This window comes from Nitrospira sp. (assembly GCA_030692565.1).
Taxonomy (GTDB): Bacteria; Nitrospirota; Nitrospiria; order Nitrospirales; family Nitrospiraceae; genus Nitrospira_D.
This window is the reverse complement of record JAUYAO010000034.1, coordinates 80,896-107,442: the sequence shown is the minus strand read 5'-3', so window position 1 is coordinate 107,442 and position 26,547 is coordinate 80,896. Positions and strand designations below refer to the sequence as shown.

The following is a 26,547-nucleotide window of genomic DNA, read 5'->3' as shown; positions in this document are numbered from 1 at the left end:
CCCCCAAACCGATCACAATTCCACTCATTGGCACACGTATCGGCCACACCCTTCGGCGGCGGACCGAATCGCTGCTGGTCCTGCCGTGAATCTACGTCTTGTCACGCATGGTCAGCCATTACTCGGACAGGCTCCTAGCCCCGATATCTGCAGAAGCCAGGATCGATAGGCGACGCAACACCAACCGAATGACGCCCGAAATCACGAAGCCTGCACGCGACTCCCGGAAGGCGCAAGCGCAGACCACAGCGATCCCAATTGTTGCGTGACCTCTGGATCGATGGCCACAAAAGCCACACCGAATTCGCAATCCCTTGCCCAACAGACTGTGGCCAATTGAATGGCCAGACCTCCGCTGGTGTCGTCCGGATAGATACAGAGCTCAACCTCTGAACCAGGGGGCGGAGACGCGAAACTCCGAATGCGGCATCCACCTGGAGAGAAATTGCGGATCATGCCCTCCCCGACGACAATCCCCTGGTCCGTGGTGAAACACGTCCGAAACTGAGCGCGGAATCGTTGGTGCTGACGCAAATCCACGGGAAACATGTACCTTTCTCCAAAAGCACGTGCGAAGGGGATAGGACTACTGAATTCCAATAGCCCTATCCCCGTGAATCGCGGCTACGGTCCGAAGGAGTTGTAGCGCTGCCGTCCTTCGCTGGCCGACGCCTTCTTGCTATGCGACGCACGCACGCGCATCACACCCCTCGGCTTGGGCGAAGCAACCCTCGGCAAGATCCAGACACTCCGCTAGGACTGTCTCCCGAGAGTCACATACCCACCATGAGCACCGACGAGCCGCCACGCTTACCGCCAAAACCGCACTGCTTGATTGCAACACGACCCCCATACGTACGCTTGCACCTACCCAATCTCCCTTGACTCCGTCTGTATCTGAATCTATGATGCAGTCTCACTTGAAACTACAGAAAAGGGACCTATGAAATTCACAAATGTTCGCGAACTCAAAGCCAAGACATCCGAGATGCTCAGAACCGTTGAGCGAGGGAACACTGTGCTGGTGACCACTCACGGGCGACCGACTGCGATGCTGGTGCCGGTGACAGAAGACAATATCGAGGACGCCTTGTTGGCGTATAGTCCGACCCTTCGCAAAAAAATCGAAGAAGGCCTCAATGATGTCCGCGCTGGTCGAACGATGCGGCTATCTGAATACAAAGCGACACGCGTCAAGAAGAAAGCGCGCACGAAGTGACCTATCAGGTCTTTCTGTCAGCGAAGGCACAGCGAGATCTCGATGGACTTTCAGATAAAATCACCAATCAGGTTCTCGCCGATTGCGCTCGCCTTGCCGACGATCCCATCCCGGACGGAAAGCGCATCAAGAAGCTGCAAGGGTTTAAAGCCGCCCTGTACCGTCTGAGAGCAGGCGACTACCGAGTCGTGTTCCAGCGCTCAGGGACCCGGATTGACGTCGTGCGCGTCCTCAGCAAGCCGGACTTTCAAAAGACCTACTGATCAACCAGGAATCAGCGAGGACGTGTCGTTGTGTCTCGCCGTTCCGTGCAGGGCGGGCACTGGTCATGCGACGAGCCATGGACCATGCGGTGGCAGATCGAGTCATCAACTCCCACCTTGCTGGCTCAATTTTCTGATTCAACGTGTCAAGTCAAGCAACGACCCCGTAGGGCTGAACTGATCAACGGTGGAACTGACCTGAAGATCGACTCCTGCACATCGCAATATTTGAGAGCAAGATCAGGCTCTATATATTCACGGCACGTGCAAGCAGTCGCTGGAATCGTGGAGGAGTACTCGAGTTACGCGACTTAGGCGACGCCAATCTGTTTACGTCGCCGGCTCCCAGCCCCCAGACCAATCAAGGCCGTGAGGCCCGTGCCGAACAACAGAACGGCGGCGGGAACTGGAACGGCGGTGAGTGAAGTGAGATGGCCTGTAGCCTCAAGGTAAGTAGTGCCATTGAAGAATAGAAAGAAGGCATTTCTGGTCGCAAACGAACTCAAGCTAGGGGCATGTGTTGGCAGGGAATCGTTGTCAAAGGTTAAGGGAGAAGCGTCACGGAGATAAACGCCAAATGATCCTACACGCCAACCAGTGATTGCTCCAGCCGTATTAACGGTGGCGCCCATGGCATAGTTACTGAGCCGACCATCAAATAGTGCGTAGCGTGTGTTCAATAATCGCTTGTTTTCCCGTAGAAATGCCACTTTCTAGAAAGTTGTACGCGCACACTTTGACGGTCTCATCAGTATCAACATAAAGCCCCAAGTGGTTCTGAACGTTGTTCTGAACGGAGATACTACCATATGATGGTTGCTGCGGCATGACGACGATGTGCGTTCCAATCTTGCCACTCACATTTATGAGTGCTGTGTCGTATAAGCCTTGCTGGGGATCAGCTGCAAACACGGGATGGTCTGGAGCGGTAGACTCAAACGTATAAAAAACCTTCGAAGGTGTGGCCTGTATTGAATCCTGTGGCTGTCGTGATCGTAGGATCGACCGCAGTCAAGTGTCCTGCAAACTGAAACGTCACTGGGGCGGCTGTTGCGGGTGTGCCCAAGCCGCCCAGGGATAGCAGTCCCCACACCATCACGCTAAGTCCGACTGAAATGCCTCTGTGTCTCATCGTTGATACCACCCCTTCTCTACTCTGAAGATTGAGGATGCGTGGTCCGAACGTCTGATGCTTTTCCAAGATGCAGGACAGACCCCAGACACGTTCTTGACTCAGCCAACAAGCAAAGTAGCTGAACAAGAGAGCTGAACACCCTGTGGAGCGTTACCGTCAGCCACCTTGCAGCGATTCGCTGGAAACTTATAGCACGGCTAGGGATACGCAGTACATTGAATTTTAACCTAGGGGCAATACAGTCACGCAGAAACAGACGGATTGCCCGATCGACCTTCTTTTGCAATAGACCTCCTGCGAGACACTCGTCATTCTCGACGACATGTTTTGGTTGCCACCTGACCTCCCCGACCCTATATACGCGTTACCGATCCACGCATCTAAATCCTTTTCTTTGGCGAGATTATGATTGTGTTGGTATATCTATCAATCCACGCACGCGTACTCCCTTCTCAGGTTCATATCAGAGGTGTATCTCATAGTTCCATATTTGCACGCACCATATTCCCACGATGTGGGCTTGCCTCCCCCCCAAACGCTCAGGGGAGTCCTAGTACCTGAGGCCACTTTGCCCGTCCTTTGTGTGTACCCCTCTCGCTGACAATGATTGGGCTTCTCCTGAGAATTTGTGCAGGATAAAATTTCCACAGGAAACCCACAGTTATTCTGAAAGTCGAATGAAAAAAGGCCTGTACCTTTCTTAACTACAAGGCACCGGGAAGCGTCATTGGCAGGATTGTGTCGGTACTGCGACGCCGCATTGCTGCCCGAAGAATTTCCACCACTCTCTTGACTCGGTGAACTACCCCCGCCCATGTCAGGAGTGTTCGCCAAGGCTCCGGCCATTTGCGACAGGGACTGCAGCGCAGCTGACGGAGGTGGAACAGTCCTCGGGGTGGGGACCGACGGCCGGCTTGCCATTGAATTCTGCTGCTGAGCCGCCGCAATCTGTCCGAGCAGGCCGATGCCTTGCATCATGAGCGCCATATTGGCATCGGACTCCGCTCGTTCTTCTGCTCGCCGCTCTCGTTCTGCCTCTTTCTCCCGCCGTTCTTGTTCTCGCCGGGCCACAGCCTCCCTTTTTTGCTGCGCTTCACGTTCGCGCTTGGCAATGGCCTCTCGCTCTTCTTGTGCCTTCCGCTCTCGTTCCTGCCGAGCAAGCTCCACCTGCCGCTCTTGCTCTCGCCGCGCAAATTCAGCCTCTTTTGCTGGCCACGCTAGCATAGTGGCAACCGTCACATTCACCTGCGCTTCCACCTCGCTTCCTCCGTCCTTTGCAGTGATAGTGAGATGAAGGTCATTATTGGGATGGACGAGATCGATTGGAAGCCGCTTCAGATCTATCGCTACAAGGCCTTGTGCATTTTGAAACACACGCAGAGGCTCATGGTTCCCCGTAGTGATAGTTAGCGATCCATCCACCCAAGGAATTTCCTGCATCCCCGCACCCCCGAAAGTCTTGTCGATCCGTGATTCACCGTATCGATCCTTCACATGGAAGTATGAACCCGGCGGCGCATTGAATCCGGTGGCTGCAAGAAACGAATTCACGACTGCCATTACCCCTTCCCCAGGCGCACCATAGATCGTGTAGTTGATGAGAGCAATTGGAGAGAATGGAAGGAGAAGCCATCCCGAAAGGACATTCCCTAGCGAGGTACCCCATATCGTGTGGATTACCTCATGCTGTTGTTCCTGCACTTCAAGCGTACCCACTAAGCGCTTACTCAGCTTTACGATCACTTCAGGCTTATCCTCCGGGTACTGTGTAATGGATAAGAGGGGCACAACCGTCGATGCAGTTTTCTCGGAGATAACCTCTTTACGTGAATCCGTCACCCAGCGTGAGGTCGTACAGCCTGAAATCACGACACAACAAACAACCACCACCACAGATTGCCATCGGTTCATCTTCATCCAAGCACCTCCTGCATGTGCCGTGAATACCCAGCTTGATGAACGCTTTCCCCTACCGCCACACATACACCGCGCCGCTGTTCGGAGCGCTGAGATCATCCGGATTGAAATCGATCACGCCGGTGTGACTCGCGCTTTCGCCGGTTGATCCCACCGCCAAAGTGTCACCAGACAGCGCCACGCTCGAGCCAAACTGGTAGTTCGCCGTTGTGTTACTCGCCTTCACATACGCCTGCTGGCTCCACAGCCCATTCGACCGCATGAATACGTACACCGCGCCGCTACTCGAGGCGCTGTTACTCCCCTCCGCAGCGGACCCAGGATTGACGCCATAACCCAAACCGTCTTCAAATGCCGCACTCACGGCCAGCATATCGCCATCGAGCGCCACTCTAGACCCAAATTGATCGCCGGCTTCCGTGTTGGACGCCTTCAAATAGGCTTGCTGGCTCCACACACCACCGGCCTTCGTAAACACATAGACTGCGCCGCTGGCAGGAGCTCCGTTGTCAGCTTGATTCCCATTTACACCAACAGCCGCGCTGTCTTCCTCAGAGGCTCCAACAGCTAACGTGTCGCCGGAGAGGCCCACGCTGTAGCCAAATTGATCCCCGACATTGGTATTCGAGGCTTTGAGATAGGCTTCCTGCGCCCAAATCGCGCCCGTGCGTGTAAAGACATAGACCGCCCCGCTGGCGGAGGCACTGTTGTCCGTCTGATCGCCATTGATACCCATCGCAGCACTTCGCTCATGAATGGCGCCAACCGCCAGCATGTCACCGGACAACGCCACGCTGTAGCCAAACTGGTCGCTCAGTCCAGGATTGGAAGCTTTTACATAGGCCTGCTGACTCCACACCCCGCCCGCTCGCGTAAACACGTAGACCGCGCCACTCTCAAGCGCTGTATTATCGCTCTGGTTTCCATTGACCCCGGTCGCATTGCTGCTTTCCTTTATTGCACCAATGGCTAAGGTCTCACCCGACAGCGCCACGCTGTAGCCAAAGAAATCGCTCGCCCCGGTATTCGACGCCTTCAGATAGGCTTGCTGACTCCACTCGCTGTTCACGCGCGTAAACACATAGACGGCCCCGCTATAGAAGGCGCCGTTGTCTGCCTGGTTGCCATTGATCCCTGTCGCAGCGCTGGACTCCCCGATTGCGCCCACGGCCAAAGTGTCGCCGGACAAGACCACACTCCAGCCGAACAAATCTCCGGCACCAGTGTTCGACGCCTTGAGATACGCCTGCTGCCGCCACACCCCATTTGTTCTGGCAAACACATACACCGCACCGCTTTGGGGTAAGCTATTATCCAACTGATCGCCATCGCCCGTCCCCACCACGGCGCTCGATTCCTTTGGCGCGCCCACCACCAGGGTGTCGCCCGAGAGCGCAATGCTATATCCAAATTGATCATCGGCCCCGGTATTCGAGGCTTTGATATAGCTCTCGCGCGTGAGCTGGTGCGCGGAAAGGTTGTACGTCTTCGTCGTCTTCCCATCCTGCGCGCGCACGATAATCGTGATCGTCGAGTTCCCAAATGGAAGCGTGATCGCCGGCGAGGCTTGTCCGCTCACGACAGCTGTCCCGTTCACCGTAATGGTGGCGTGGCTCTCAGCCGCCGTCGGCGTCACGACGACACTCGACGTTCCAATAAACATCGAGGTGTAGTCGGTAGTCCCACTGGCAAAGCCAGGATTAAGCGTCCCGCTCGACAGCGTGAGACTACTTAACTCAGCCTGGTTACTAGGACCGATATTGAGCGGGGAAAGTGTCGGCGTGGCATTCGTGCAACTAACAACAAGCGCCACGAAACACAAGCGCAACAGCAACGAGGCACATGATTGAATCGTCTTTATCGAAGCGTCCATCACTACCATCTCCTAGCCTTTCTCTTTGCCCAGTCCTACATCGAATCCAGGCACTCGTACGAGGCACCCATCACACGAGATCACGAGATGATGGAATCGTTGCCGAGACCAGCCACCTCTCCTCAGTCCCGCACATTACTCAGGCACATAGAATTGAATATTGGCCGCTCCGCCAGCCCACGACCCCGTATCGTTTACATACACAAGAAAGTAGTTGTCCGGCGGCAGTTTCAACTCACACTCAATTTCCGTCGCGGGGCCGCCACTTTGCCCTCCACACGCATAGGTGTAGGCATAGGACCCGCCGTCATAGCCGTTTCTGAGATACGCGGCCGCGAACGCCTGATGCTGGCTGGCGGTCATAATGATAAATTTTCCACCAGACCCTTCGGTCTCGAGATAGGCCCGCGCGTCGCCCGAGGGAAACGAGAAGCCAACTGATTCCCACCCACCAGGATTGCGCCCGGTCGCATGGGGAATGTTGGTGGACTCTTGCCATGCCGGCAATGCCCGATCGAAGGCAACCTCATGGAACACACGATTGACATAGCCCTGAGGAAGAGACGCCTGGCCCGGCAGTGTTCCGATGTAGTACGTCCCTGGCGGCAAGGTTGGGAAAAACATACCTGTCTCAAAATTCTGCCCGCCTAACACATAGCCCTGAAAGGCTTGTCCATTGAGAAAGAGTTGCGCATTCGCCGCATCCAAGGCGTAAATCTTGGTGGAATACTGAGACGCCGTGAACGCCCAGATCTGCTGCGATTGGGTGAGCGTGAAATGATCGTTGGGGTCGAGGTGCCGCGGGCTGGCATTCGTCAAAACGAACGAGGCCTCAGACGTTTCATTACCGACAAACGACGTACCATAATTCGCAATACCTCCACCGCCATTGGGAGGCGAGGCCACACTCGTCGACTCGCTTGAGCCTCCACTCCCGCACCCATGCAGCAGAAACGCAAGCCCGGTAATTATGAGCGCACACATGAGGGATCGCGCACTTCCCACTACCCCTGCCATAAATCTCCTTTGCGATGCCCAAAAAGCTTCGCGGCACCAAACTAAGTCATGCCGGAGGTCACAGAATCCACATCGCAGAACTGGTCATCCCCCCGGCTACCTACTGCAGCACCCCGCTGACCACAATACTCCCGACACCGCTGACAGGAGGAAGGTCGACAAAGGTACCGGCTGCGGACAACGCCCCCGTCGTGCTATTGACCGCATAGGTCGAGACTGTGCTGAGGCCAGTGCCTGCCACATAGGCAAACTGTCCATTGGGGTCCACGGCGACGGAGTCAGCCACCCCATTGGCAAATGGACTGCTCGCAGTAAGAGCCCCCGTCGTGCCGTTGATCGTAAAGGTCGAGACAGAGCCTCCGCGCGAGTTGGCCACGTAGGCAAACCGCCCGGTCGGATCCACCGTAATCGTTGAAGGACTTAGTCCCCCAGTTGTAAATGGACTACCAGGTATAGCCGTCAGCCCCCCCGTCCTACTGTCGATCGTATAAGCTGAAACGGTGTCGAAGGTTGCTACGTAGACAAACCGCCCGCTAGGGTCCACCGCCACAGAGTTAGGAGACGTCCCATTGCCTGTGGCAAACGGACTGCCCACCACTGGCGTCAATGCGCCTGTTGTCTTGTCGATTGCATAAGCCAAGACGCCTTCAGGAGTAGCAACGCCACCGCCGTTGGCCACATAGGCAAACCGCCCGGTCGGATCTACCGTGACGGAGATAGGTCTTCCCTCAGCAGCAAATGGGCTTCCAGCCACCGTAGTCAGCGCCCCTGTGGTGCGATTGATCGTGTAAGCTGTGACGGTTCCGGAGCCACTATTGGCCACATAAACAAAACGCTCGCTCGGATCCACTGTGACGGAGCGTGGATTTACTCCCGCGGCAAACGGACCACCCACCACGGGGAGCAGCAACCCTGACGTGCCATTAATCGTATAGGCGGAGACCGTATTGGAGTCTCTGTTCGCCACATAGGCAAACCGCCCGCTCCGGTCCACCGTAACAGAGCGTGGATTTGTCCCCGTGGCAAACGGACCGCCGGCCACAGCGACTACTGTCCCCGTGGTGCTATTGATCGTATAGGCCGAGACGGTATTGGATGTGATGGGAGTGACCGCGTAGGCAAACTTCGCTGCGAAGACCACAGGCGCTGTGCCATGAACCATGGCTAGCGACACGGGCCCTTGTCGGACCGCGACGCTGGCACCAGTTGCGAACGCACTAAGCTCCCCTGTCGCCCTGTTGATCGTATAAAGCGAGATGGTATCGGAGCCACTGTTAGCCACATATGCAAACCGCCCGCTCAGATCCACTGTAATAGAGCGAGGTTGTGCCCCCGTGGTAAACGGGCTGCTAGCCACTGCTGTCAGCGCCCCCGTCGTGCGGTTGATTGTATAGGCCGAGACGGTGGCCAAGTCCCAGTTCGCCACGTAAGCAAACTGTCCACTCGGGTCCACTGTGACGGAACCGAGCAATGTTCCACCCACCCTATAAGGGCTGCCGGCCACTGGGGTCAGTGCTCCTGTCGTGGTATTGATCGTATATGCCGAGACGGTGGCGGAGACAGGGGCCGTAGGCATGCCTGAGCCACCGCTGGTCAAATAGGCAAATCTCCCACTCGGATCTACTGTGACGGAGAAAGGATGTGTCCCAGTGCCCGTGATAAACGGACTGCCAACCACAGAACTCAGCGCCCCCGTCGTGCTGTTGATCGTATAGGCTGAGATGGTGTTGGAACCGCTATTCGCAACATAGGCAAATTTCTCACTCGGGTCTACCGTGACGGAGGTGGGATTCGTTCCCGCGGTCACGTATCCCAGCGATCTCAGCTGGCCGCTGGCCGCGTTGACGGCATACATAGAGACCGTATCGTCACCATAGTTGGTCACATAGGCAAACCGCGGCACAGTTGAGGTTGTCGGCACAATCGCCCCGCTGCTACCGCCTCCATCCCCTCCACTGCTGCACGCAGCCAGCAACACCACCGCCCCAATAGCCAGCACCGCTTTCGCCATTGCTAATTTCATGTCGCATCCCTCTGTGTGTTAAATCGACAAACTATTTCAAGCCTTCAGTTGCATCAGTCTGAGCAGGCGGAGTTCTGACCTTCCTCAAACTCTCTAGCGCCTCACTGTTTATCTACAAACATCACAGATGCCGGATAGCTGGCGGAAGGAGCCTCACGCTCCCTCCGCCCTGTGGAGAGTCGGTCGCACAGGAGGGCACGATCGGCTCTGCTAGTGAAAGAACACCGACACACATCCTGTTTATAGACAGCGCCTTCCCCTACCGCCCGAAATGAAACGTCACGCCGAACATGGCCAAATTGGCCCGGTATTTGGCATCGAATTGATTGTCGATAAAGCTGAGTTTCGACTGGTTCTGTTTAAACTCCCCAAAGAGCGCCACCGTCTCCGTCACGAACACGCGCAGGCCCGCGAGCAGATTGAGACTGGTGGAAATCGAACCATCCTGCACTGAGAAGTTGGACGCCCCCAGAAAGCCCAGGTTCTGGCCGACGCCGATCCCGACATAGGGCTGAAACGTAGAACCGGGATACCGCACCAACACATTGGCGTTCAGATGCACCATCGTGAGGGAGGAGCGAGAGACCGACGTGACTCCGGCCAGCGCCGGGAAGGTCCCGCTAATCGCCTGCGCCTTGACGGACGGCTGCGACCCGTAGAGATCGATTTCCGCGCCAAGCCACTTGAACCAATCCGGGAGAAAGAACCCCACCTTCGCCCCGAACGCCATACTCTCGGATAGCTTGAGGTTACTGGCCGTACTGCCTTCATTGTCCTTCACACCCCGAAGGCCGCTCAGTTCCTTCGGCATGGAATAACCCGCTTGCCCACCGATATAAATCTCCGAACGTGCGTTCGTTGCGGTCAGCAATCCAAGCACAAGAGTGGCCAACAAGAACATGCTTGGCTTCATCATCCTTCCTTTCCTCACATCCGCCGCGACAGTCTCACGGATATTGTTCTCTTCGCCATTGCTCTTCTGGTGTCCGCCAAATGGCGTACATGGTTCGCATAAGAAATAGTTAGATTCGTACTTCTACCCACTGTGATTCCGAGCCATATCCAGGTACACTCGCGTCACCAATTCGGCACGAGAGCGGACACCGAGCTTTCTAAACATCCGCTCCATGTGCTTTTGAACTGTTCGGGAACTGATCTCTAACTGCGATGCAATGGCCTTGTTGGTTAACCCTTTCGCCACCCATCCGACGACCTCTGCCTCCCGCGCCGTCACACCCAGAAAAGCACGCCGAAGCGGCTCTCTCGCCAGAAGATCCGGAGCTGACCCAGCCCCTTGCACGTACGCCTCTGGAACTGCCTCCGGTCGCTGCATCGGCTTCCTCCACATCGCCCTGTGTCGCCGCTCTTCTAACAGAACACCGGCTGCCCGCGAAATACGCCACCTGGCGTACAGACTTACACCTAGGCATAGACTTCCGATTGTTTCGGGATCAATAGGCGCACCGATGGAACGACTAACCGGGAAAGATCTGCGGCGGATATCCGAGTTTTTGCGCGAGCTCTATCAGCTGCGCACGCATGAGGAGTTCACAAACCATCTGATCGTGGCGCTGCCAACGATCATGGAGGGTGAGTTTACGTCCTATAACGAGATCAACCATCGCCAGGGTACAGGCTCATTCAAGACGGACCACCCCGGTTTCCTTGAAAATCCTGCACACTATGGCCAGGCGCTCGCACGACAGGCCCACAGCCATCCGATCCTGCAGTATTTCGAAACGACCCACGACAGATCGGCCACTACCATTTCAGACTGTGTATCCCAACGGGAGTTTCGAGACACCGGGCTATACAAAGAATTCTTCGAGCCGCTGCGGATACCCTACACGATTGGCTTTGCACTCGAGATCGACTCACACCACAGCATCACCCTTGCCCAGCATAAGGGTGGACGAGAGTTCAGCGAACGTACAAGAGCCGCCCTGAATGCCATTCGCCCGCATGTGCTGCAAGGATTCCAGAACGCCCTCGCCGTGACGCAGATGCAGGAGCAGCTGACCGCGCTCGATCAAGTCATGGAAGCAGGCCACCAGGCGGTACTGTCCGTTACCACAGAGGGTCGTATCCGTTTTTCGACACCCCATGCCCAACAGCTCTTTACCCAGTACGGCCTCCGAATCAAGCGAGGTTCCGAGTGGCTGCCTTCGTCGCTTCGAGCGTGGCTACGCGGCCAGATTGCTCACCTACAATCGCCCGATGATGTGGCGCCAACTATTGCTCCGCTGACCATCGCCGGCACGACAGGCACACTCCACATCCACATAGTGCCCAAAGCCCCGTACGTTCTCTTAATGCTGCAGGAGAATAGGCCAACGTCAACGACGAACCTCGCTCATCTCGGATTGAGCGCACGAGAAACGGAGATTCTGACCTGGGTCATCCAAGGCAAGACAAATCCTGAGATTGGCATGATCCTCAGTATTAGTTCACGAACCGTCCAGAAGCATTTAGAGAGAGTCTACTCACGTCTTGGGGTCGAGAACCGCCATGCTGCTATCAGTCACGTGCTCAACGTCAACCAATCTGGCCAATAGCGCAGCGGTCATGGAACAATTATCGACTCACGACATTCGCCGGATGCTGGGTTTCCTTCAGGCGTTGTACGTGCTTAGACCGCAACAGGAGTTCAGCGGGTATCTCGTCGCCGCGATTCCAACAATCATCTCGACGGATGCCAGCAGTTATAACGAAATCAACTCCCGGATGGGCACCGCCTCCTATCAGGGATGGCCGCCTGATCATCCAGACATCCCTGACTCACGAGAAATCCTGGGACGCTACGCTCATCAAAGCCCACTTATCATCCATGCGGAACGATCTCCGTCAGCCACTGCTGCCAAAATGAGCGACTTTGTGTCGCATCGAACATTCAAGACCAGCACTTTATTTAACGAGTTTTACCGGCCACTCCGGCTCCACTTTAACATGGGAGCCAGACTGACCCATGAGCCAGGTCCCTTGGTTGCTGTCGGTCTCCTTCGCGCGAGGCGAGACTTCACCTCCCACGACGTGATGCTGCTCAATGTGATGAGTCCGCATCTTATTCAGGCCTACCACAATGCCGCGGCCATCACACGGATGCAGGAGCAGGTAACGGCCAGCTCCGAGACTCTTGAAGAGAGGCACCAAGGTCTCATCTCCGTCACGGAAGATGGAAGCATCCGCTTCTCAACTCCTCTCGCAGATCAGCTGATGCTGCGCTACGACAGAACGGCCAAACGCAATCCTGGCTGCCTTCCACCGTAGCTCCGCAGCTGGCTGCGGCATGAGTATGCCCGTCAATGCTCCGAGAGCCTCCTACATACTCCAAGTCGCCCATTGCGTATCGACGGGGCACGAGGCACCCTCACGGCGCGGCTGCTCCGCCAAGACCAACATGCGCTGCTTCTCCTGGAAGAAGCCCCGCTGCACAATAGACCTCTCAAGCTTAGTCACTTTGGGCTCAGCCGTCGTGAAACAGAGATTCTCGGGTGGGTTGTCCAGGGCAAGACGAATCCAGAAGTCGCCATGATTCTGGGGATCAGCGCTCGCACGGTGCAAAAGCACCTCGAACATATCTACGGTCGGCTGGGAGTGGAAAATCGCCATGCGGCCATCAGCCTGGCGCTCACCGCGAGTCGAATGGCGAGAACGTCGGAAGGGCTAGACTAATCCACATGGAACATCTCGCCACCCACGATATTCGTCGGCTATTCGAGTTTCTCCGAGATCTCTATCTACTGCGGGATCACAATGTGTTTAAGCAGGCGCTGGTCAAAGGCATCGCAGACCTCGTCTCTGCCGATCTCTACGCCTACAACGAAATCAGCACGACCAAGAAGATCGTCACCGGTTATGCATTCTGGCCGGAAAGTTTTCCGCTGGGAGACGGACCGGCCATCATCGGCCAATACCAGCACCAACACCCCGCCGTGGTCCACTTTCTGTCCACCGGCAAGGGAGACGTGACGAAGATCTCTGATTTCATGACCTATCGACAATTTCGTCGCACAGACCTCTACAATGAATATTATCGACCCAAAGGCATTCCGTATGGCATCGCATTCGGCATTTCGCTCGCCCAAGACGGCTTGATCGGGATTGGGCTCCACCGAAGCGGTAGGGACTACAGCGAACGAGATCGGCGGGTTCTGTCGGAACTACATCCACATATCGTACAGGCTTTCGAGAATGCTCAGGCCGTGACCCGGATGCAGCATGGAACCACGGCAATTCACGGTGTGCTGGATGCGCTCGATTCCGCCGTTGTCTGCCTATCGCCGAATTCGACCATCCGATGGGCAACGCCTCGCGCAGAACGAATACTGTTGGAATACCAACTGGTCGGGCATCGAACCCGCGACCGTCTGCCTCGCCGAATCACCGACTGGCTCCAGGCCCAAGAGTCAGAGCTCTCATGCCCAAGCGGGCTACCCAATGCGCTCAGCCCGCTTGTTGTTTCAGGCCCAGGGGGAACTGTCACAATCCGGCTTATGCGACAAGGCCAGACCCGTCTGCTGATGTTGGAGGAAGCGAGACCGCTTGTATCTCAAACGGCCCTTGGCCACCTCGGCTTAAGTCCGCGCGAAACCGTCATTCTCGGCTGGGTCGCTCAAGGCAAGACCAATCCGGAGATCGGCATAATTCTGGGGATCAGCCCGCGCACGGTGCAAAAGCACCTAGAGCATATCTACAGTCATCTGGGAATTGAAAACCGCCACGCCGCGATGAGGATGGCGCTGGATGCTATAAGACAAAGACAACCCACGAATGGCGGGCTATGACCGGAACTGACCGGCAAGTTCGCCCGGCTTGAACACGCCGCGTTCGGTGATGATGCCGGTGATTAATTCAGCCGGGGTGACATCACGGGCAGGAATCAGATTGGAGAAACGCTATGGCGTCGCCATTCGACGCCGGAATTGATCCCACTCTTCCGACAAACCTGCCTGCTTCGCCAACGTCTCAACAGACGCCAGCGCCCTGGTATCTGGCGCCTGCGCCGCGCAAATCTGTTTGGCATCGAGCAGATCGCGCGGCCCTCCGGCATAGAGTTTGAGCAACACCAATGGCTCCCATGCCACAACCGGAACCACGCACCCCAACACGTTCACATCGTGCATCCGTTCAAACACCACAGCGGATAGCGGCCGGGGCAGAAAGATCAACTGAACGGGGATCGTCCGTTCATCCATGCCGCTAGAAGCCGTAATCACTCCGCGCAGCGGATCACCCGGATCTCCCGCTCGATAGGTCCCATGAAGAAAATCCGCCAGCGATTGCGGCGATCCGGCCTGCAGCGCGACGGCAAAGTCGAGGTCCCGCGTCGCCCGCGGCTCTGCCCACAGCGATACGGCTAATCCGCCGATCAAGGCAAAGTGTTCCAGCAAGCCCCTCGTTCGGGCCGCGGCCAATCGTGACACTATGTCCTGAAGGGCTTCTTGGAACATGCTTCACGCAGCAGCCAGCAGGTATCGGACAGCTCGATGGCCAAGGCGAGGCGTTCTCCAGACGACAGCTTGAGAACAGCCGCTTGCCGCTCCGACTCCAGCTGCTCGCCTAGGGAACTGTTCCGCCTGGCTTGTTCCAGGACTTCATAGGATGGAGTCTGCTTCATGATGGGATTATTCTACACGGACTGGCGGCAGAGGCCAACCCTGCTCTCGTTTATCGGAACTGCTTACTGATCTCTGCCGGCTTAAACACGCCGCGTTCGGTGATGATGCTCCTCATAGGCCAGAAAACGCTTAATTCTTCATTCGACGTGTCAACTCCGCCTGCGCCTCGCGGATGATGCGAAGATAGGCAGGAAGATGGGAATAAATCGTCTCGGCCGTCACTTCGTTATAGGTATGACTGGTGAGATTCCGATCTTCTAGCATCTGGAGCCACGGCCTGTCTTCAGAAAGAAGGCCCAACTGAAACGCCGTGCGAAACGTGTCTCTGGGTGAGTAGGCTTCGACTCCTGACTCTTCGGCATACGCCTTCAAACTTTTCCACAACAACTCGAAGGTAAATTCGAACCGTTGTATGGCAGAGTCTCGGACGAATTCGTTGACAGGCTGGTTCAAGGCATTTTCCAGCCGCGCACATGCGGCATCGAGCAATCGCACTAGATTACGCAGCTTGTCGCTCATAGAGCCCCTTCGTGTGCTGAAGAGCGATGGCCTTAAATCGTTCGTCGACTGCAGAAAAATCAACGACGTCGACTTTCTGCAGAATCGGCAACTCGTCAAAGGCGTCACGCAAAGCAGACAGTGCCTCAGGAGCGATGACATGCCCGAGATCGACTCCGATATCGATATCTGACCGCGATCCGGCCCGTCCACTGGCCCTAGAACCGAACACAAACACATTGACCTGAGACTCGGATCCCAAGAGCGTTCGTGCCAATTCTTCTACTTTTGAACGCACCAGCGACAGGAGGTCGTCGTTATTCATGCCACGCTGCCTTCAAGCTCAGATTATCGATGCACGATTAGGCTACATAGCTATATAAATAAAGACGAAAATGCAAGATAGCCAGCCCCAGTCGAGAACACCGCTAGACCCGGAACTGCTTCGACAGCTCACCCGGCTTAAACACACCGCGTTCGGTGATGATGCCGGTGATTAATTCAGCCGGCGTCACGTCAAAAGCAGGATTGTAGACGGCCACGCCGGCGGGCGCGATCGGGTGGCTGCCGTGGATGGTGGTGACTTCTAACGGGTTCCGTTGCTCGATGGGGATGTCCGCGCCAGTCTTCGTCTTCAAATCGATCGTCGAGTACGGCGCTGCGACATAGAACGGAATGCCGTGAGCTTTGGCTAGCACCGCCACGGAATAGGTGCCGATCTTATTCGCCACATCGCCGTTGGCCGCGATCCGATCGGCGCCGACGACGCAGAGCTGAATCTTCCCTTGACGCATGAGCGATCCGGCCATGTTGTCGGTGATGAGCGTCACCGGGATCTTGTCCTGCATCAGCTCCCAGGCCGTGAGCCGGGCGCCTTGCAAGACCGGGCGCGTTTCATCCGCAATGACTTGGATTTTCTTTCCCTGCTCCCAGGCTGCGCGAATCACACCGAGCGCCGTGCCATAACCCGCCGTCGCCAAAGCCCCGGCATTGCAATGCGTCAGGACGGTCTGCCCGCTTGAGATCAGCTCCGCGCCGTGCTTCCCCATGGCTTTGCAGAGCGCAATATCCTCATCAAGAATGGCTTGTGCCTCGGCCAGCAGCGCGGCTTTCACGGCAGGCACCGATTGCGCGCTCAAGGACGCGAGTTTCTTTTTCATGCGATCGATCGCCCAGAACAGATTGACGGCCGTCGGCCTGGTAGCCGCGAGATGCTCGCAGATCGGCACAAGCGCCTGGGCAAATGCAGGGAACTCCGTCGCGGAGACCGCCTGCGCACCCAATGCCACACCCAACGCGGCCGTCACACCGATCGCAGGAGCCCCGCGGACTTTTAATTCACGAATCGCATCGGCCACCGCCCGATAATCCCGGCAGTCGAGAAACTCGACATGCTCGGGCAACCGACTCTGATCGAGCAGTCGCACGAAACCATTTTTCCATTCGACGGTGGGAACCATGGAGGGATCTTCTAGCGGGAATGGAGAGAGAGTGCAAGCCCTAGCGACGGCGGCCGCTCAATTCCAGGATGGTCACCATGCCGACAATAAGGCCGGCTTGCACGAGCAACAGCACGGCCTCCTGAAGACCGGCGTGGCGGAGCGCCATGGCGGAAAGACCGAGGCAAACCGTGAGCAGGAAAATCATGGCGACGCTGGCCTGCCGGGATCCCAATGCCCGCTCTAATCGATGATGCAGATGGTCCTTGCCCACATAGTCCAGCCACTCTTTCACGGAATGCACTTTCCCGGTGACCACACGCTCCACGGTAATATGGATCATGTCGTAGATCAGCACGCCGAAAATCAACAGCGGATTGCTGAACGACACGATCGGACTATGGTTGGCCCAATTCCCTTTGACCGCCAGACAGGCCAGCGTAAACCCGAGGAACGTCGACCCGCCGTCGCCAAGAAATATTTTCGCCTGCTGAGCACCCCGAAAATTGTACGGAAAGAATCCGGCACAGGCGCCGATGACGGCCATCGCCAACCATCCTACGCCGGGCTGGTCGGTTTCAAACGCCACTACCCCCATGAAGCCCGCCATAAGAATGGCGAGACCGCTGGCCAAACCGTCCATGCCGTCAAAGAAGTTAAAGGCATTCGTAATCCCGACGATCCAGAGCAGGGTTAACAGCACATTCGCTACTTCACCGATCCCCCCTGCCGGAAAAAGGGTGAGCACCTTGCCCGACGCGATCACGATCCCGGCCGCCACGAACTGCGCCACGAGTTTCGATGAGGCGGGCAACTCCCGGATATCGTCGATCACTCCGACGATCAACAGCAGCGATCCGGCCAACACAATCGCCGTCATCCAGTCCGGCAGGATTGAATTCATCAGCACGGATCCGACAAAACCCGCATAGACGGCGACGCCACCGAGCCGGGGCGTCGGCTGCACATGAATCTTCCGTTCCGTCGGAATGTCGACGAGATTCCAGTGGTGACTGATCTGAACCATCACCGGCGTGAGGGCGACGCTTCCCAGAAACGCAAATAAGAGCACATAGAGCCAACGCAGCCCCTCCAGCTGAAACAGGTCGCGAACAGCGGGCAACGCCAGCGCAAGCACCCCAATCAACGCCACTGCCATTGCAGGCGTCAGCCATCTCCACGAGCGAGGGCTCACCGCCATCGACAGGTCGTTCTCGATTACTCGCGTCGCCATTCATCCCTCATCGCCATACATATCTGAGCCACTTCTTCATCCGCCAACGACGGATAGAGCGGAAGAGAAAGCGCGTCGTGTTCGGCCGCCTCGCTGGCAGGAAATCCGTCGAGATCGAGATAGCGATGCAGCGACCTGAACACCGGTTTCCGGCATTGTACGCCGGCGCGCTCCAATCGACCGATACAGGCTCTCAATTCATCCGCACCTGATCCCCTCTTGGACGTTCGTACAACGAACCGATAATAGATATGCGATCGTCCGGCCGGCACCGCCGGCACGATTGCCGACGTCCCTGCCAGCGCCACGCGATATTCCCGGGCAAGACTCACACGGCGCTCCAACAATTCCGGGAGGCGGTCCAACTGCGCCAGGCCGACGGCAGCCTGCAGGTCCGTCATCTTGAGATTCGTCGCCTGGGGGATCAACGACGGCGCCCCGTCATACTCTCGCAGCGCTCGGGCTCGCTCAAACAACACGGAATCGTTCGAGAGCACCATCCCGCCTTCCCCCGCACACAGTAACTTGTTCGCATAGAATGAACAGACCGTCAGCGTTCCCACGGAGCCGACCGCCCGCCCCTGCTCAGTCGCCCCCAAAGTCTGCGCGCAATCCTCAATGAGCGGCACGCCGAGACGGGCGAGCGCGGTCAAATCGGCCGGCAATCCGAACAGATGCGGCACAATGATCGCGCGAGTCTTGGAGGTGATCGCCGCCCGGGCCAGGTCGGCGTCGATCTGGAAGGTTTCCGGCTCGATATCCACCAGACGCGCCTGCGCCCCGACGCGCTGAACCGCCTGCCAGGGCGCCGCACACACATAACTCGGCAGAATCACCTCGTCGCCGGGTCCTATGCCCAGGACTCGCAGCGCGACTTCCAGTGCCATCGTTCCCGAATTGACCGCGACGCCGCCGGCCAGGCCGAGGTAGGCAGCCATCCCCCGCTCGAACCGCTCGACGACCGCACCTTGCGCGAGATGGCCGGACTGCAACACCTCGGTGACGGCTCGGATCTCCTGCTGGTCGATCGACGGACGGGAATGCGGAATCATGGTCGTACTCGTCATCATGTTCCAATATTAATAAACAATCGCAAGGGAAGAAACCCTTCTGCGTTTTTCACCCGACCCTGAATCCCGCGAAAATGCGCCGAGGACCGGATCACGTCCACGATACTGAGGGCTTCAATGTTCGTCTTCCTGACTTGCGACGCATGGGCCTCGATGGCCGCAATCTTTTCGTCGAGCACTTGATCGATATCGACAAACACCGTCGGCGCAAAGTTTTGTGTCGTCGGACCTTCGTAGAATAAGACATTCTTCGTGTAACGCGTCGCCGAAATCGCCGCCATGGCCAGATGACGGTGGTCCTGGTGCGTGTCGTCGTGATAATGCACAAAGATAAAATGCGGATCGACTTCCTTGACGACCGCTTCAATCGACTGGATCAGCTCACGTCCCATCGGCACGGCGGTATCCTGATAGCCGCCCCAAAAAATCCGCTCGGCACAGAGCTGCTTGGCCGCCTGCTCCTGCTCGAACTTCCGGAGTTCACCGGCGCCGCCCTGCTCCCCCTCCGTCATCACCATCAAAAACACCCGATGTCCATTTTGCGCATACTTGACCAGCGCCCCGCCGCAGCCGGCTTCGATGTCGTCCGGATGAGCCCCGATCGCCAGAATCCGCATCGCTTCTGTGCCGTCGAATGTCATACCTGCCTCCTCGTCATGGTCGCGATGACACGGTCGCCCGGACTGGTCGAACCCGGCGACTGCGCAGTTGCTTCAATGCGTCAGGCCCCACGCAGAGCAAAAGATCGATGGCCGATAGATTCGGCTCAAATGGCCCGTACATCTGCCCGTACTCGGGATGGAGAAACTCCTGAATTTCCAACTCCACCCCGCTCGCCTCAAACCGCGACTGATCCATATACCCTTCCGCCCCGGGTCCCGCGAGATACTGTGTCGCGCCGACCGCCCGACAGAGATCGACGAGGCGGTCGGTCGGCTCTTCGCGCGCGGCCATCTCAGATGCACAGCGCAAGGGGGTCGTGATGCCATAGGCCTCTAGCAGCCAGCGGATCACCGCCAGATTCAGCTCGGATAGCTTCGTCCAGGGTTCGGCATAGATCGCCCGCAACTCCGGCAGATACCGGTCGCGGAACGGCGACCGCGCGTAGTGCATCCCCAGCGCCCGCAGATGTTGATCGCGCCAGGCCGCCGTCGGGTTGATCGTCACCTCTTGCACGCGTTGACCGAAATGATGCAGCACCGGCACCGTCAGCCATTGCCACCCGTCCGCCGTTTTGATCCGGTTCCGATTCTGCCATTCGTTCTTCTTGAACTGGACCGTGTCCAACACGATAAAACAATCAGCTCGATCGATCTTGTCGAGATAGCCCAGCCACGGCAGAAACTGCGGTTGATGAATCGTGACGCGCATGGGCTACCCGCGTTCCTTCGTCTGAACATCCACGTAAACGGGATTGGTCAACAGCTCGCCGCTCTGGCCGATAACTTCCAGACGGTAATACGTGCCACCGTCCGGCACTGGCTGCGCATCCGCCAATTGGTAATGCACGGGGGTCTCGGCCTTCGTCATGCCGACAATCTCTCCTGACCGGATCAAGCGCAGGGTGACGGGATGAGGCTTGCCGTCACGCGCAGAGAGCCGCACCGTTGCGATCGCGTGCGAGCCGGACGGCAGAGCCACGCGCTCTCCGATGCCGACGGTCGCCCGATCGCAGTCACAAGCAAGGCTGAACTCGTCCAACGTCAACATCACCCGATGATCCCCTTCGGCAACCGCATAGGCATGGCCGGACCTGATCGCCTCCAACACCGCGGCAACCGATCGTTCCTTAGCAAAGACCGTCGTCACCACACGGTCGAGATCCTTCCCCTTATCGGCCAACCCGTGAAAGGCGATCTCCCCGATCATCGTCGGCACAGCAGACTGTGCCGTACCCTTGTGCGCCTGAATCACCTGATCCCAGAGCCCGCCTGCGGCCGTCACCGTTCTCGTATCCTGGTAGAGGCCGCCGAACCCGGCATACCCGCCGGTCAAGACCAGCGCTTCTGGATGGGCATCGGTCCTCACCGTCACTGTTCCCAAGGGACCGAAGGCATGCGACTGTAGATCGCGCGCCTCCGTCATCGACCAGAGCACGACCGCACCGCGTTGATTCGCGACATTCAGTAACACCTGATAAGGTCGATAGCCCAGCTGTGATTCGTATGAACTGAACGGAGGCGTTCCCAGCGGCCAGGCATTCACCAGCGTGGCCACGGCCAACACCAGACAGCATACGGCGACCGTTCGACGCGCCGCACCGATCGGCTCGCGCCAGCCTTCCACCATTTGGCGGCGGGGCTTCCATAAGAACAGCGCGGGAATGACCAAGAGCAGGGGCGCGGCATTCACGAGACTGGCTCCATCCACCGTAAAGGATGCCGGATTCCCGCGTGCCGGGAGCGCCCGATAGTCCTCCGCCCTCGTCAGCCCCACCACCAAGAGATTGCGCTGCGCATCGTGCATCGTCAGATCCCCACGCCAGAGGGAGCCGGTCCAATAGTAGTAGGGAGCGACCTCCACTCCCGGCACGATCACCATCTGCGGGTGGCGCGCTTGCACCGATTGGATTTCTTCGAGATAGCGCTCGACACCATAAGAGAGAACCGAGGGATACCTGACCGTCTTTTTCAGCAGTCCCGGAAGTGGCTGGAGGCCATACTCGTACTCCAGAGAGAAATTGTCGGAGAGTACGATCCCATCTAGGCCCTGTTGCTCAGCCCGGGCCGCTAACGCCTCCAGACTCAAGGTCCCGGTACTGGCCGTGCTGTGGACATGGATGGCGACACGCAGCGGCACCCGCTGCTCCGCGGCCGACACCATCGGCGACCAGACCAGCCCCGACAGCGTGAGACCAATCCAGGATGCGACACCTACCCCGGTTTGCCATACGAAATTATGCATGGGCCTGCAAGGCTCTCCGATATACCAACTCAACGGCATCAACCATGGCCTGCACTCCGAATGCGTGCCCAATCGTGCGCGAGGCGTTCCGGCCGAGCCTATCGGCCAACTGCGGATCGCTCAGGATGCGACGCAACGCGTCGCTCAGCGCCCGACTATCCCCCGCCGCGACCAGCAACCCGTTCTCCTCATGTCGCACGATCGCAGGAATCCCGCCGACCCGGCTCGCCACGACCGGCAGACCCGCTGCCATTGCTTCGATCAACGCGCGCCCCATGCCCTCGTTCAACGAGGGAAAGACAAAGCAGTCCATCCCGGCCAGGCACCGCTCGACATCGTCTCGATGCCCGACCAAATGAATACGATCACGGACGCCCAAGGAGTCAGCCTGTGCGAGCAAGACGTCATGCTGCCCGCCGCTTCCCACGATCACTGCATGGAGCTGCGGAAACTCGTCCTTGAGGTAACTCACGGTTTCGACCAAAACCCGATGACCTTTGATATCCGTCAACCATCCGATCGATCCGACAATGGTCGCGTCCGAAGGACAGTTAAACCACGATGGAATCCGCCTCCCCTCGACGCGCGCACGGCGAAACCGCTCGACATCGATGCCGCTGGGGATCACGGCAAACCGATCGGCCTGGCCGACCGCTCTCGCAAGATGGTCGTCCCGCTCTGCGCTCGTCAACGCCATCAGCCTGCTCGTCACGCGACACAGGATGCGTTCAATCTGTACAAAGATCCGGGATTTCCAGAGACCGAAGTGTCCGTAAAACACATGTCCGTGCGGCGTATGCACGATCACCGGAACCCGCGCGAACCAGGCGGCCACTCGACCGACGACACCGGCTTTCGACGTGTGGGTATGGACGATCGCCGGCCGTTTCGCCCGCAGGATACCGACCACTGTCCATAACGCGCAGAGATCCTTCCAGGGGCTGATCTGGCGAACGAGCGACGGCACGATGACGCAGGAGATCCCCTCCTTCTCCAGGCGACGACACTGTTCCTCTGTCGCCGCCATGCCACCCTGCGCGTCCCACGATCCGGGATGACCGGCGATCACCACCGGCTCATACTGCGTCCGGTCATGCCCTAACACAGTCAACATGGTGTTTTGTGCCGAGCCTCCCCGATCGAGCCTGGTAATAATGTGAATGACCGTGCGCGCTGCCATAGAAATCTCTAAGCCGCCTTTCGTTCCGACACCGGTTTGGCGGAGAGCCGGATGAGATCCGCACAATGCTGCACCCAGTTATACCGGTGCTCAACCAGACTGCGCCCTTTCCTCGACAACCGCTCCAGCTCTACCGGCTCCTCGATGCGACTCAAAACCCGCCCGAGCGCATCGGCAAAAGAAGGACTATCCGTCCCGCTCGCGATCAGAATGGGATCGATCTGGTTCAACACTTCCGGAATCGCGCCGACCGGCGTGCCCACGACCGGCGCGCCACAGGCCAGCGCCTCCACCGTCACCAGCCCGAACCCTTCGAGTTGAGCGGTCGGCATCAAAACCAGATCGGCGGCCTGGTAATACGACACCAGCTGTTCCTCGGGAATAAACCCGACCAGCCGAACGATCTGCTCCAATCGTCGCTCCCTGATACCGGCCTCCAAACAGGCCCTGAGCGGTCCTTCGCCTCCGATCACCAACAGACAGCGCTGACCGGCGTGCTCCAGGGAAGCGACGGCTTCCAGCAGCATCTCCAACCCCATCCGGGGGACCAGATTGCGGACAGTGAAGAGAATCGTCCGATCCTCCGGCAACCCCAACGTTCGGCGCAGCTCTCGTCGAGTGCCAACCGGACGAAAGACGGCAGGATCCGCCGCTCCCGGCACCAGGACTATCCGCTCGGGCGCGATCCCATGCGTCGCCATCACCCGCTGCCGCATGAACTCACTCAGGACGACAATCCGATGACACCGCCACATCACCAGCCACTCGATGCCTCGGCGCGCCAGGGCATTCACATGGCGGCGCAGTTTCGACCACGGCGAGGTGGCTGCCACGGCGCGCGTGAGATACTCCTCGTGCGCCAGAGAATGACAGACATAGAGCCACTCGGCCGCCGCACTCCGCCTGAGATAGAGAGGACCAAGCCCCGAGAGGGCTTGATGGATAATCGCCAGGTCATAGGAAGCTGTCTGAGTCAGACGATCGAACAACTGCATCGCCCCCTGTACAGTCGATCGCACAAAGCTCCACTCATTCTTCCTCGATACAGGAAACCGCCACTCCTTCGCGCCGCCGATCGCGACCTCCATCGACACAGCCTCATCCGCGGCCCGCGTAAGGAGATCCACCTGATGCCCCGCTGCGACAAGACCGACAGCCTGCTGCCGCAAGACACGCTCCGCTCCGCCGATGACCCGTTCGGCCGAGACTTCCGCTAAAAGCACAACCTTCACAATGCCTCCACGGCCATAGCCTGTTCAGAGGCAGGCTGAGCGGCTCGTTCATGCCACAGCTCCAACACCATTAAGGCGTACAGCGGATCCGCGCAATTTCTTCGCCCGCTCTGATGTTCTACCATCAGCCACCGGACATACTCAGGCGCGACATAACCCCGGCGACGGACGGCGGTCTCCGACAACAGGTCCTGCGCCATCTCACGTAGATCTTCGCGCAACCAGCGAGCCAACGGAATCATGAACCCCTGCTTGGGACCGTCAAGAATCGCCTCGGGCACAAGCCCGTGCAGGGCCGATCGCATGAATCCCTTCAGGTGCCCACCCGACAGTCGCAGCGATGGCGCCACTCTCAACGCACAGGCGAGTAGGAGGTGGTCGCAAAACGGAACGCGGAGTTCAAGCGAATGCGCCATACTCATCCGGTCGCCCATACGCAGCAGATCATCGGGAAGATAGGTCTGTAGATCGAGGCCCATCGCGCGATCAACCGGGTTACCTGATGGCCATTCGTCAAAGAGCGGCGAGGGCCGGCTCGGAGAAAACCCGTGGGGCAACGCGCTCCTCATCGCTCCGCTCCAGATGCCGGCCTCCCACTCAGCGGGAATGAACGTCGTCCACCGGCGATATTGCTCGGCCAATGAGCGATGGCCATGCTCCAGAAACCGCTTCACCCTGCCCGCGTGGTCACGACCGGACCCATTTTCACGGCAAGCCCATGCGGCAGAAACAGACAACCACGATCGCATCGTGCGAGGAAGCCTGTGATAGTACGAGGCGAGGCGCATGCCGAGATACCGGGGATAGCCGCCGAACAGTTCATCGCCGCCGATCCCGGACAAGGCCACCGTGACTGAGCGTCGCGCGACTTCAGACACGAGATACGTTGGAATCGCCGACGAGTCCGCAAACGGCTCCCCCATTCCCGCGACCACTCGGGGAAGGAGCGTACGGATATCAGGCTGTAAGATGGCTTCCGTGTGATCGGTTCCAAAATGTGTCGCGAGGAGCCGCGCGTTGGCCAGCTCATTGTAGGACTGATCCTGGGGATGCTCGTAGCCGATCGTAAAGGTCTTGACCGGTCCCCGTTCCTGCATCATGGCCAAGACGGCGGCCGAATCCACGCCTCCGGAGAGAAACAGTCCCACCGGCACATCGCTCACCAGATGCGCATGAACCGTGTCGCGAAAGATCTCGACGAACTGTTCCTTCGCCTCGTCAACCGTTGTCCACTGAGACGATGACCGCGATTGTTCCGGTCGATAGTAGCGGACGGCCTCAACGCGCCCCTGACCGACTCGTAACGCTTCGCCGGGCCTGAGTTGGTACACGCCTTCGTAGACCGTGTCGGGTCCGGGAACGTACAGCGAGGTCAGATAGTCGGCAATGGCTTGCGGACGGATGCGCGCATCGGGTAACGCTTCCAGCAAGGATGGCAGTTCGGACGAAAACAACACGTCGGTACCGGTTATTCCCGTTCCCGGACGAGTGGCATAGTAGAGCGGCTTGATCCCCAATCGATCCCGGACCAACAGCGCTTCCTGGCGCTCCCGATCCCAGATCGCGAACGCATACATTCCTCTCAGGCGCGCGAGACCATCGATTCCCTCCTGCTCATAGAGATGCACCAGCACTTCGGTGTCGCAGCGGGACGTCAACCGGTGACCGCGATCCAGTAACTCCTGACGCAAGGCACGATAGTTATAGATTTCCCCGTTCAACACCGCCCAGACCGAGCCGTTTTCATTCTGCACCGGCTGCCGGCCCCCGGCGGGATCGATCACGCGCAGACGGCGAGCCCCGAGCGTGACCCCGCCCTCACGGTGAAGCCCCTGTTCATCCGGACCCCGATGGACCAGCCGCCGGAGCATCCGGGAGACCAAGGCCTCCTCACTCGAACCGATGATGCCGCAGATCCCACACAT

At 58.1% G+C, this 26,547-nt stretch carries 26 protein-coding genes; 6 read left to right on the top strand and 20 right to left on the bottom strand.

The window, feature by feature from the left end:
• Nucleotides 1–201: 201 nt before the first annotated feature.
• Entirely contained in the window at nt 202–549 is a 348-nt protein-coding gene (locus Q8N04_08925) for a PilZ domain-containing protein (protein ID MDP3090786.1), read from the bottom strand.
• Nucleotides 550–943: 394 nt separating this feature from the next.
• Here Q8N04_08925 and Q8N04_08920 point away from each other — a divergent pair, with 394 nt between their 5' ends.
• Nucleotides 944–1,219: a type II toxin-antitoxin system prevent-host-death family antitoxin gene (locus Q8N04_08920; protein ID MDP3090785.1), complete on the top strand. Its 276-nt coding sequence runs from the start codon at nt 944–946 to the stop codon at nt 1,217–1,219.
• Nucleotides 1,216–1,482: a type II toxin-antitoxin system RelE/ParE family toxin gene (locus tag Q8N04_08915; protein MDP3090784.1), complete on the top strand. Its 267-nt coding sequence runs from the start codon at nt 1,216–1,218 to the stop codon at nt 1,480–1,482. Before Q8N04_08920 ends, Q8N04_08915 begins: the two co-directional genes overlap by 4 nt.
• A 1,561-nt stretch (nt 1,483–3,043) precedes the next feature.
• On the opposite strand, the gene Q8N04_08910 is transcribed toward Q8N04_08915, so the two are convergent.
• The 6 genes from Q8N04_08910 to Q8N04_08885 all read right to left on the bottom strand — a co-directional run bounded on the left by Q8N04_08910 (nt 3,044) and on the right by Q8N04_08885 (nt 10,780).
• Nucleotides 3,044–4,534 carry a cell envelope integrity protein TolA gene (locus Q8N04_08910; protein MDP3090783.1) on the bottom strand — a complete coding sequence of 497 codons (1,491 nt, stop codon included), beginning with the start codon at nt 4,532–4,534 and terminating at the stop codon, nt 3,044–3,046.
• A gap of 52 nt (nt 4,535–4,586) precedes the next feature.
• Nucleotides 4,587–6,407: a cadherin-like beta sandwich domain-containing protein gene (locus tag Q8N04_08905; protein MDP3090782.1), complete on the bottom strand. Its 1,821-nt coding sequence runs from the start codon at nt 6,405–6,407 to the stop codon at nt 4,587–4,589.
• A gap of 135 nt (nt 6,408–6,542) precedes the next feature.
• Nucleotides 6,543–7,424: a hypothetical protein gene (locus tag Q8N04_08900; GenBank protein MDP3090781.1), complete on the bottom strand. Its 882-nt coding sequence runs from the start codon at nt 7,422–7,424 to the stop codon at nt 6,543–6,545.
• A gap of 100 nt (nt 7,425–7,524) precedes the next feature.
• Nucleotides 7,525–9,447, bottom strand: a complete 1,923-nt coding sequence (locus Q8N04_08895; GenBank protein MDP3090780.1) for a beta-propeller fold lactonase family protein — start codon at nt 9,445–9,447, stop codon at nt 7,525–7,527.
• Between the two features lie 259 nt (nt 9,448–9,706).
• Nucleotides 9,707–10,363: an outer membrane beta-barrel protein gene (locus Q8N04_08890; protein ID MDP3090779.1), complete on the bottom strand. Its 657-nt coding sequence runs from the start codon at nt 10,361–10,363 to the stop codon at nt 9,707–9,709.
• 120 nt (nt 10,364–10,483) lie between these two features.
• Entirely contained in the window at nt 10,484–10,780 is a 297-nt protein-coding gene (locus Q8N04_08885; protein ID MDP3090778.1) for a helix-turn-helix transcriptional regulator, read from the bottom strand.
• 133 nt (nt 10,781–10,913) lie between these two features.
• Between Q8N04_08885 and Q8N04_08880 the strand changes: the two genes are divergently transcribed.
• From Q8N04_08880 to Q8N04_08865, 4 genes are all read left to right on the top strand, one after another.
• The gene (locus Q8N04_08880; protein MDP3090777.1) at nt 10,914–12,002 is read left to right on the top strand and encodes a helix-turn-helix transcriptional regulator; all 1,089 of its coding nucleotides are present in this window, start codon (nt 10,914–10,916) and stop codon (nt 12,000–12,002) included.
• Between the two features lie 10 nt (nt 12,003–12,012).
• Nucleotides 12,013–12,714, top strand: coding sequence for a hypothetical protein (locus Q8N04_08875; GenBank protein ID MDP3090776.1), 702 nt, complete (start codon nt 12,013–12,015; stop codon nt 12,712–12,714).
• A gap of 72 nt (nt 12,715–12,786) precedes the next feature.
• On the top strand, nt 12,787–13,119 hold the full coding sequence (locus tag Q8N04_08870) for a helix-turn-helix transcriptional regulator (GenBank protein ID MDP3090775.1): 333 nt from the start codon (nt 12,787–12,789) through the stop codon (nt 13,117–13,119).
• Nucleotides 13,120–13,124: 5 nt separating this feature from the next.
• The gene (locus Q8N04_08865) at nt 13,125–14,231 is read left to right on the top strand and encodes a helix-turn-helix transcriptional regulator (protein ID MDP3090774.1); all 1,107 of its coding nucleotides are present in this window, start codon (nt 13,125–13,127) and stop codon (nt 14,229–14,231) included.
• Between the two features lie 111 nt (nt 14,232–14,342).
• Here the strand turns inward: Q8N04_08865 and Q8N04_08860 are convergent, their stop codons facing one another.
• The 13 genes from Q8N04_08860 to asnB all read right to left on the bottom strand — a co-directional run bounded on the left by Q8N04_08860 (nt 14,343) and on the right by asnB (nt 26,547).
• Entirely contained in the window at nt 14,343–14,897 is a 555-nt protein-coding gene (locus Q8N04_08860) for a nucleotidyl transferase AbiEii/AbiGii toxin family protein (GenBank protein ID MDP3090773.1), read from the bottom strand.
• The gene (locus tag Q8N04_08855) at nt 14,870–15,064 is read right to left on the bottom strand and encodes a hypothetical protein (GenBank protein ID MDP3090772.1); all 195 of its coding nucleotides are present in this window, start codon (nt 15,062–15,064) and stop codon (nt 14,870–14,872) included. The genes Q8N04_08860 and Q8N04_08855 overlap by 28 nt, the downstream gene beginning before the upstream one ends.
• 130 nt (nt 15,065–15,194) lie before the next feature.
• Nucleotides 15,195–15,584 (bottom strand): nucleotidyltransferase substrate binding protein, encoded by a 390-nt coding sequence (locus Q8N04_08850; GenBank protein ID MDP3090771.1) that lies wholly within the window; start codon nt 15,582–15,584, stop codon nt 15,195–15,197.
• The gene (locus tag Q8N04_08845; GenBank protein ID MDP3090770.1) at nt 15,565–15,888 is read right to left on the bottom strand and encodes a nucleotidyltransferase domain-containing protein; all 324 of its coding nucleotides are present in this window, start codon (nt 15,886–15,888) and stop codon (nt 15,565–15,567) included. Before Q8N04_08845 ends, Q8N04_08850 begins: the two co-directional genes overlap by 20 nt.
• Nucleotides 15,889–15,991: 103 nt before the next feature.
• Entirely contained in the window at nt 15,992–17,023 is a 1,032-nt protein-coding gene (gene mtnA, locus Q8N04_08840; protein ID MDP3090769.1) for an S-methyl-5-thioribose-1-phosphate isomerase, read from the bottom strand.
• 40 nt (nt 17,024–17,063) lie between these two features.
• Nucleotides 17,064–18,236, bottom strand: a complete 1,173-nt coding sequence (locus tag Q8N04_08835; protein ID MDP3090768.1) for an MraY family glycosyltransferase — start codon at nt 18,234–18,236, stop codon at nt 17,064–17,066.
• Nucleotides 18,221–19,288, bottom strand: a complete 1,068-nt coding sequence (locus tag Q8N04_08830; protein ID MDP3090767.1) for a DegT/DnrJ/EryC1/StrS aminotransferase family protein — start codon at nt 19,286–19,288, stop codon at nt 18,221–18,223. Before Q8N04_08830 ends, Q8N04_08835 begins: the two co-directional genes overlap by 16 nt.
• A gap of 14 nt (nt 19,289–19,302) precedes the next feature.
• Nucleotides 19,303–19,947 carry a PIG-L deacetylase family protein gene (locus Q8N04_08825; GenBank protein ID MDP3090766.1) on the bottom strand — a complete coding sequence of 215 codons (645 nt, stop codon included), beginning with the start codon at nt 19,945–19,947 and terminating at the stop codon, nt 19,303–19,305.
• A 13-nt stretch (nt 19,948–19,960) separates the two neighbouring features.
• Nucleotides 19,961–20,677 carry a WbqC family protein gene (locus Q8N04_08820; protein MDP3090765.1) on the bottom strand — a complete coding sequence of 239 codons (717 nt, stop codon included), beginning with the start codon at nt 20,675–20,677 and terminating at the stop codon, nt 19,961–19,963.
• Nucleotides 20,678–20,680: 3 nt separating this feature from the next.
• Nucleotides 20,681–22,210, bottom strand: a complete 1,530-nt coding sequence (locus tag Q8N04_08815; GenBank protein MDP3090764.1) for a hypothetical protein — start codon at nt 22,208–22,210, stop codon at nt 20,681–20,683.
• Nucleotides 22,203–23,390 (bottom strand): glycosyltransferase family 4 protein, encoded by a 1,188-nt coding sequence (locus tag Q8N04_08810; protein MDP3090763.1) that lies wholly within the window; start codon nt 23,388–23,390, stop codon nt 22,203–22,205. The genes Q8N04_08815 and Q8N04_08810 overlap by 8 nt, the downstream gene beginning before the upstream one ends.
• A gap of 8 nt (nt 23,391–23,398) precedes the next feature.
• Nucleotides 23,399–24,622, bottom strand: coding sequence for a glycosyltransferase family 4 protein (locus Q8N04_08805; protein ID MDP3090762.1), 1,224 nt, complete (start codon nt 24,620–24,622; stop codon nt 23,399–23,401).
• Entirely contained in the window at nt 24,619–26,547 is a 1,929-nt protein-coding gene (gene asnB / locus Q8N04_08800) for an asparagine synthase (glutamine-hydrolyzing) (protein ID MDP3090761.1), read from the bottom strand. Before asnB ends, Q8N04_08805 begins: the two co-directional genes overlap by 4 nt.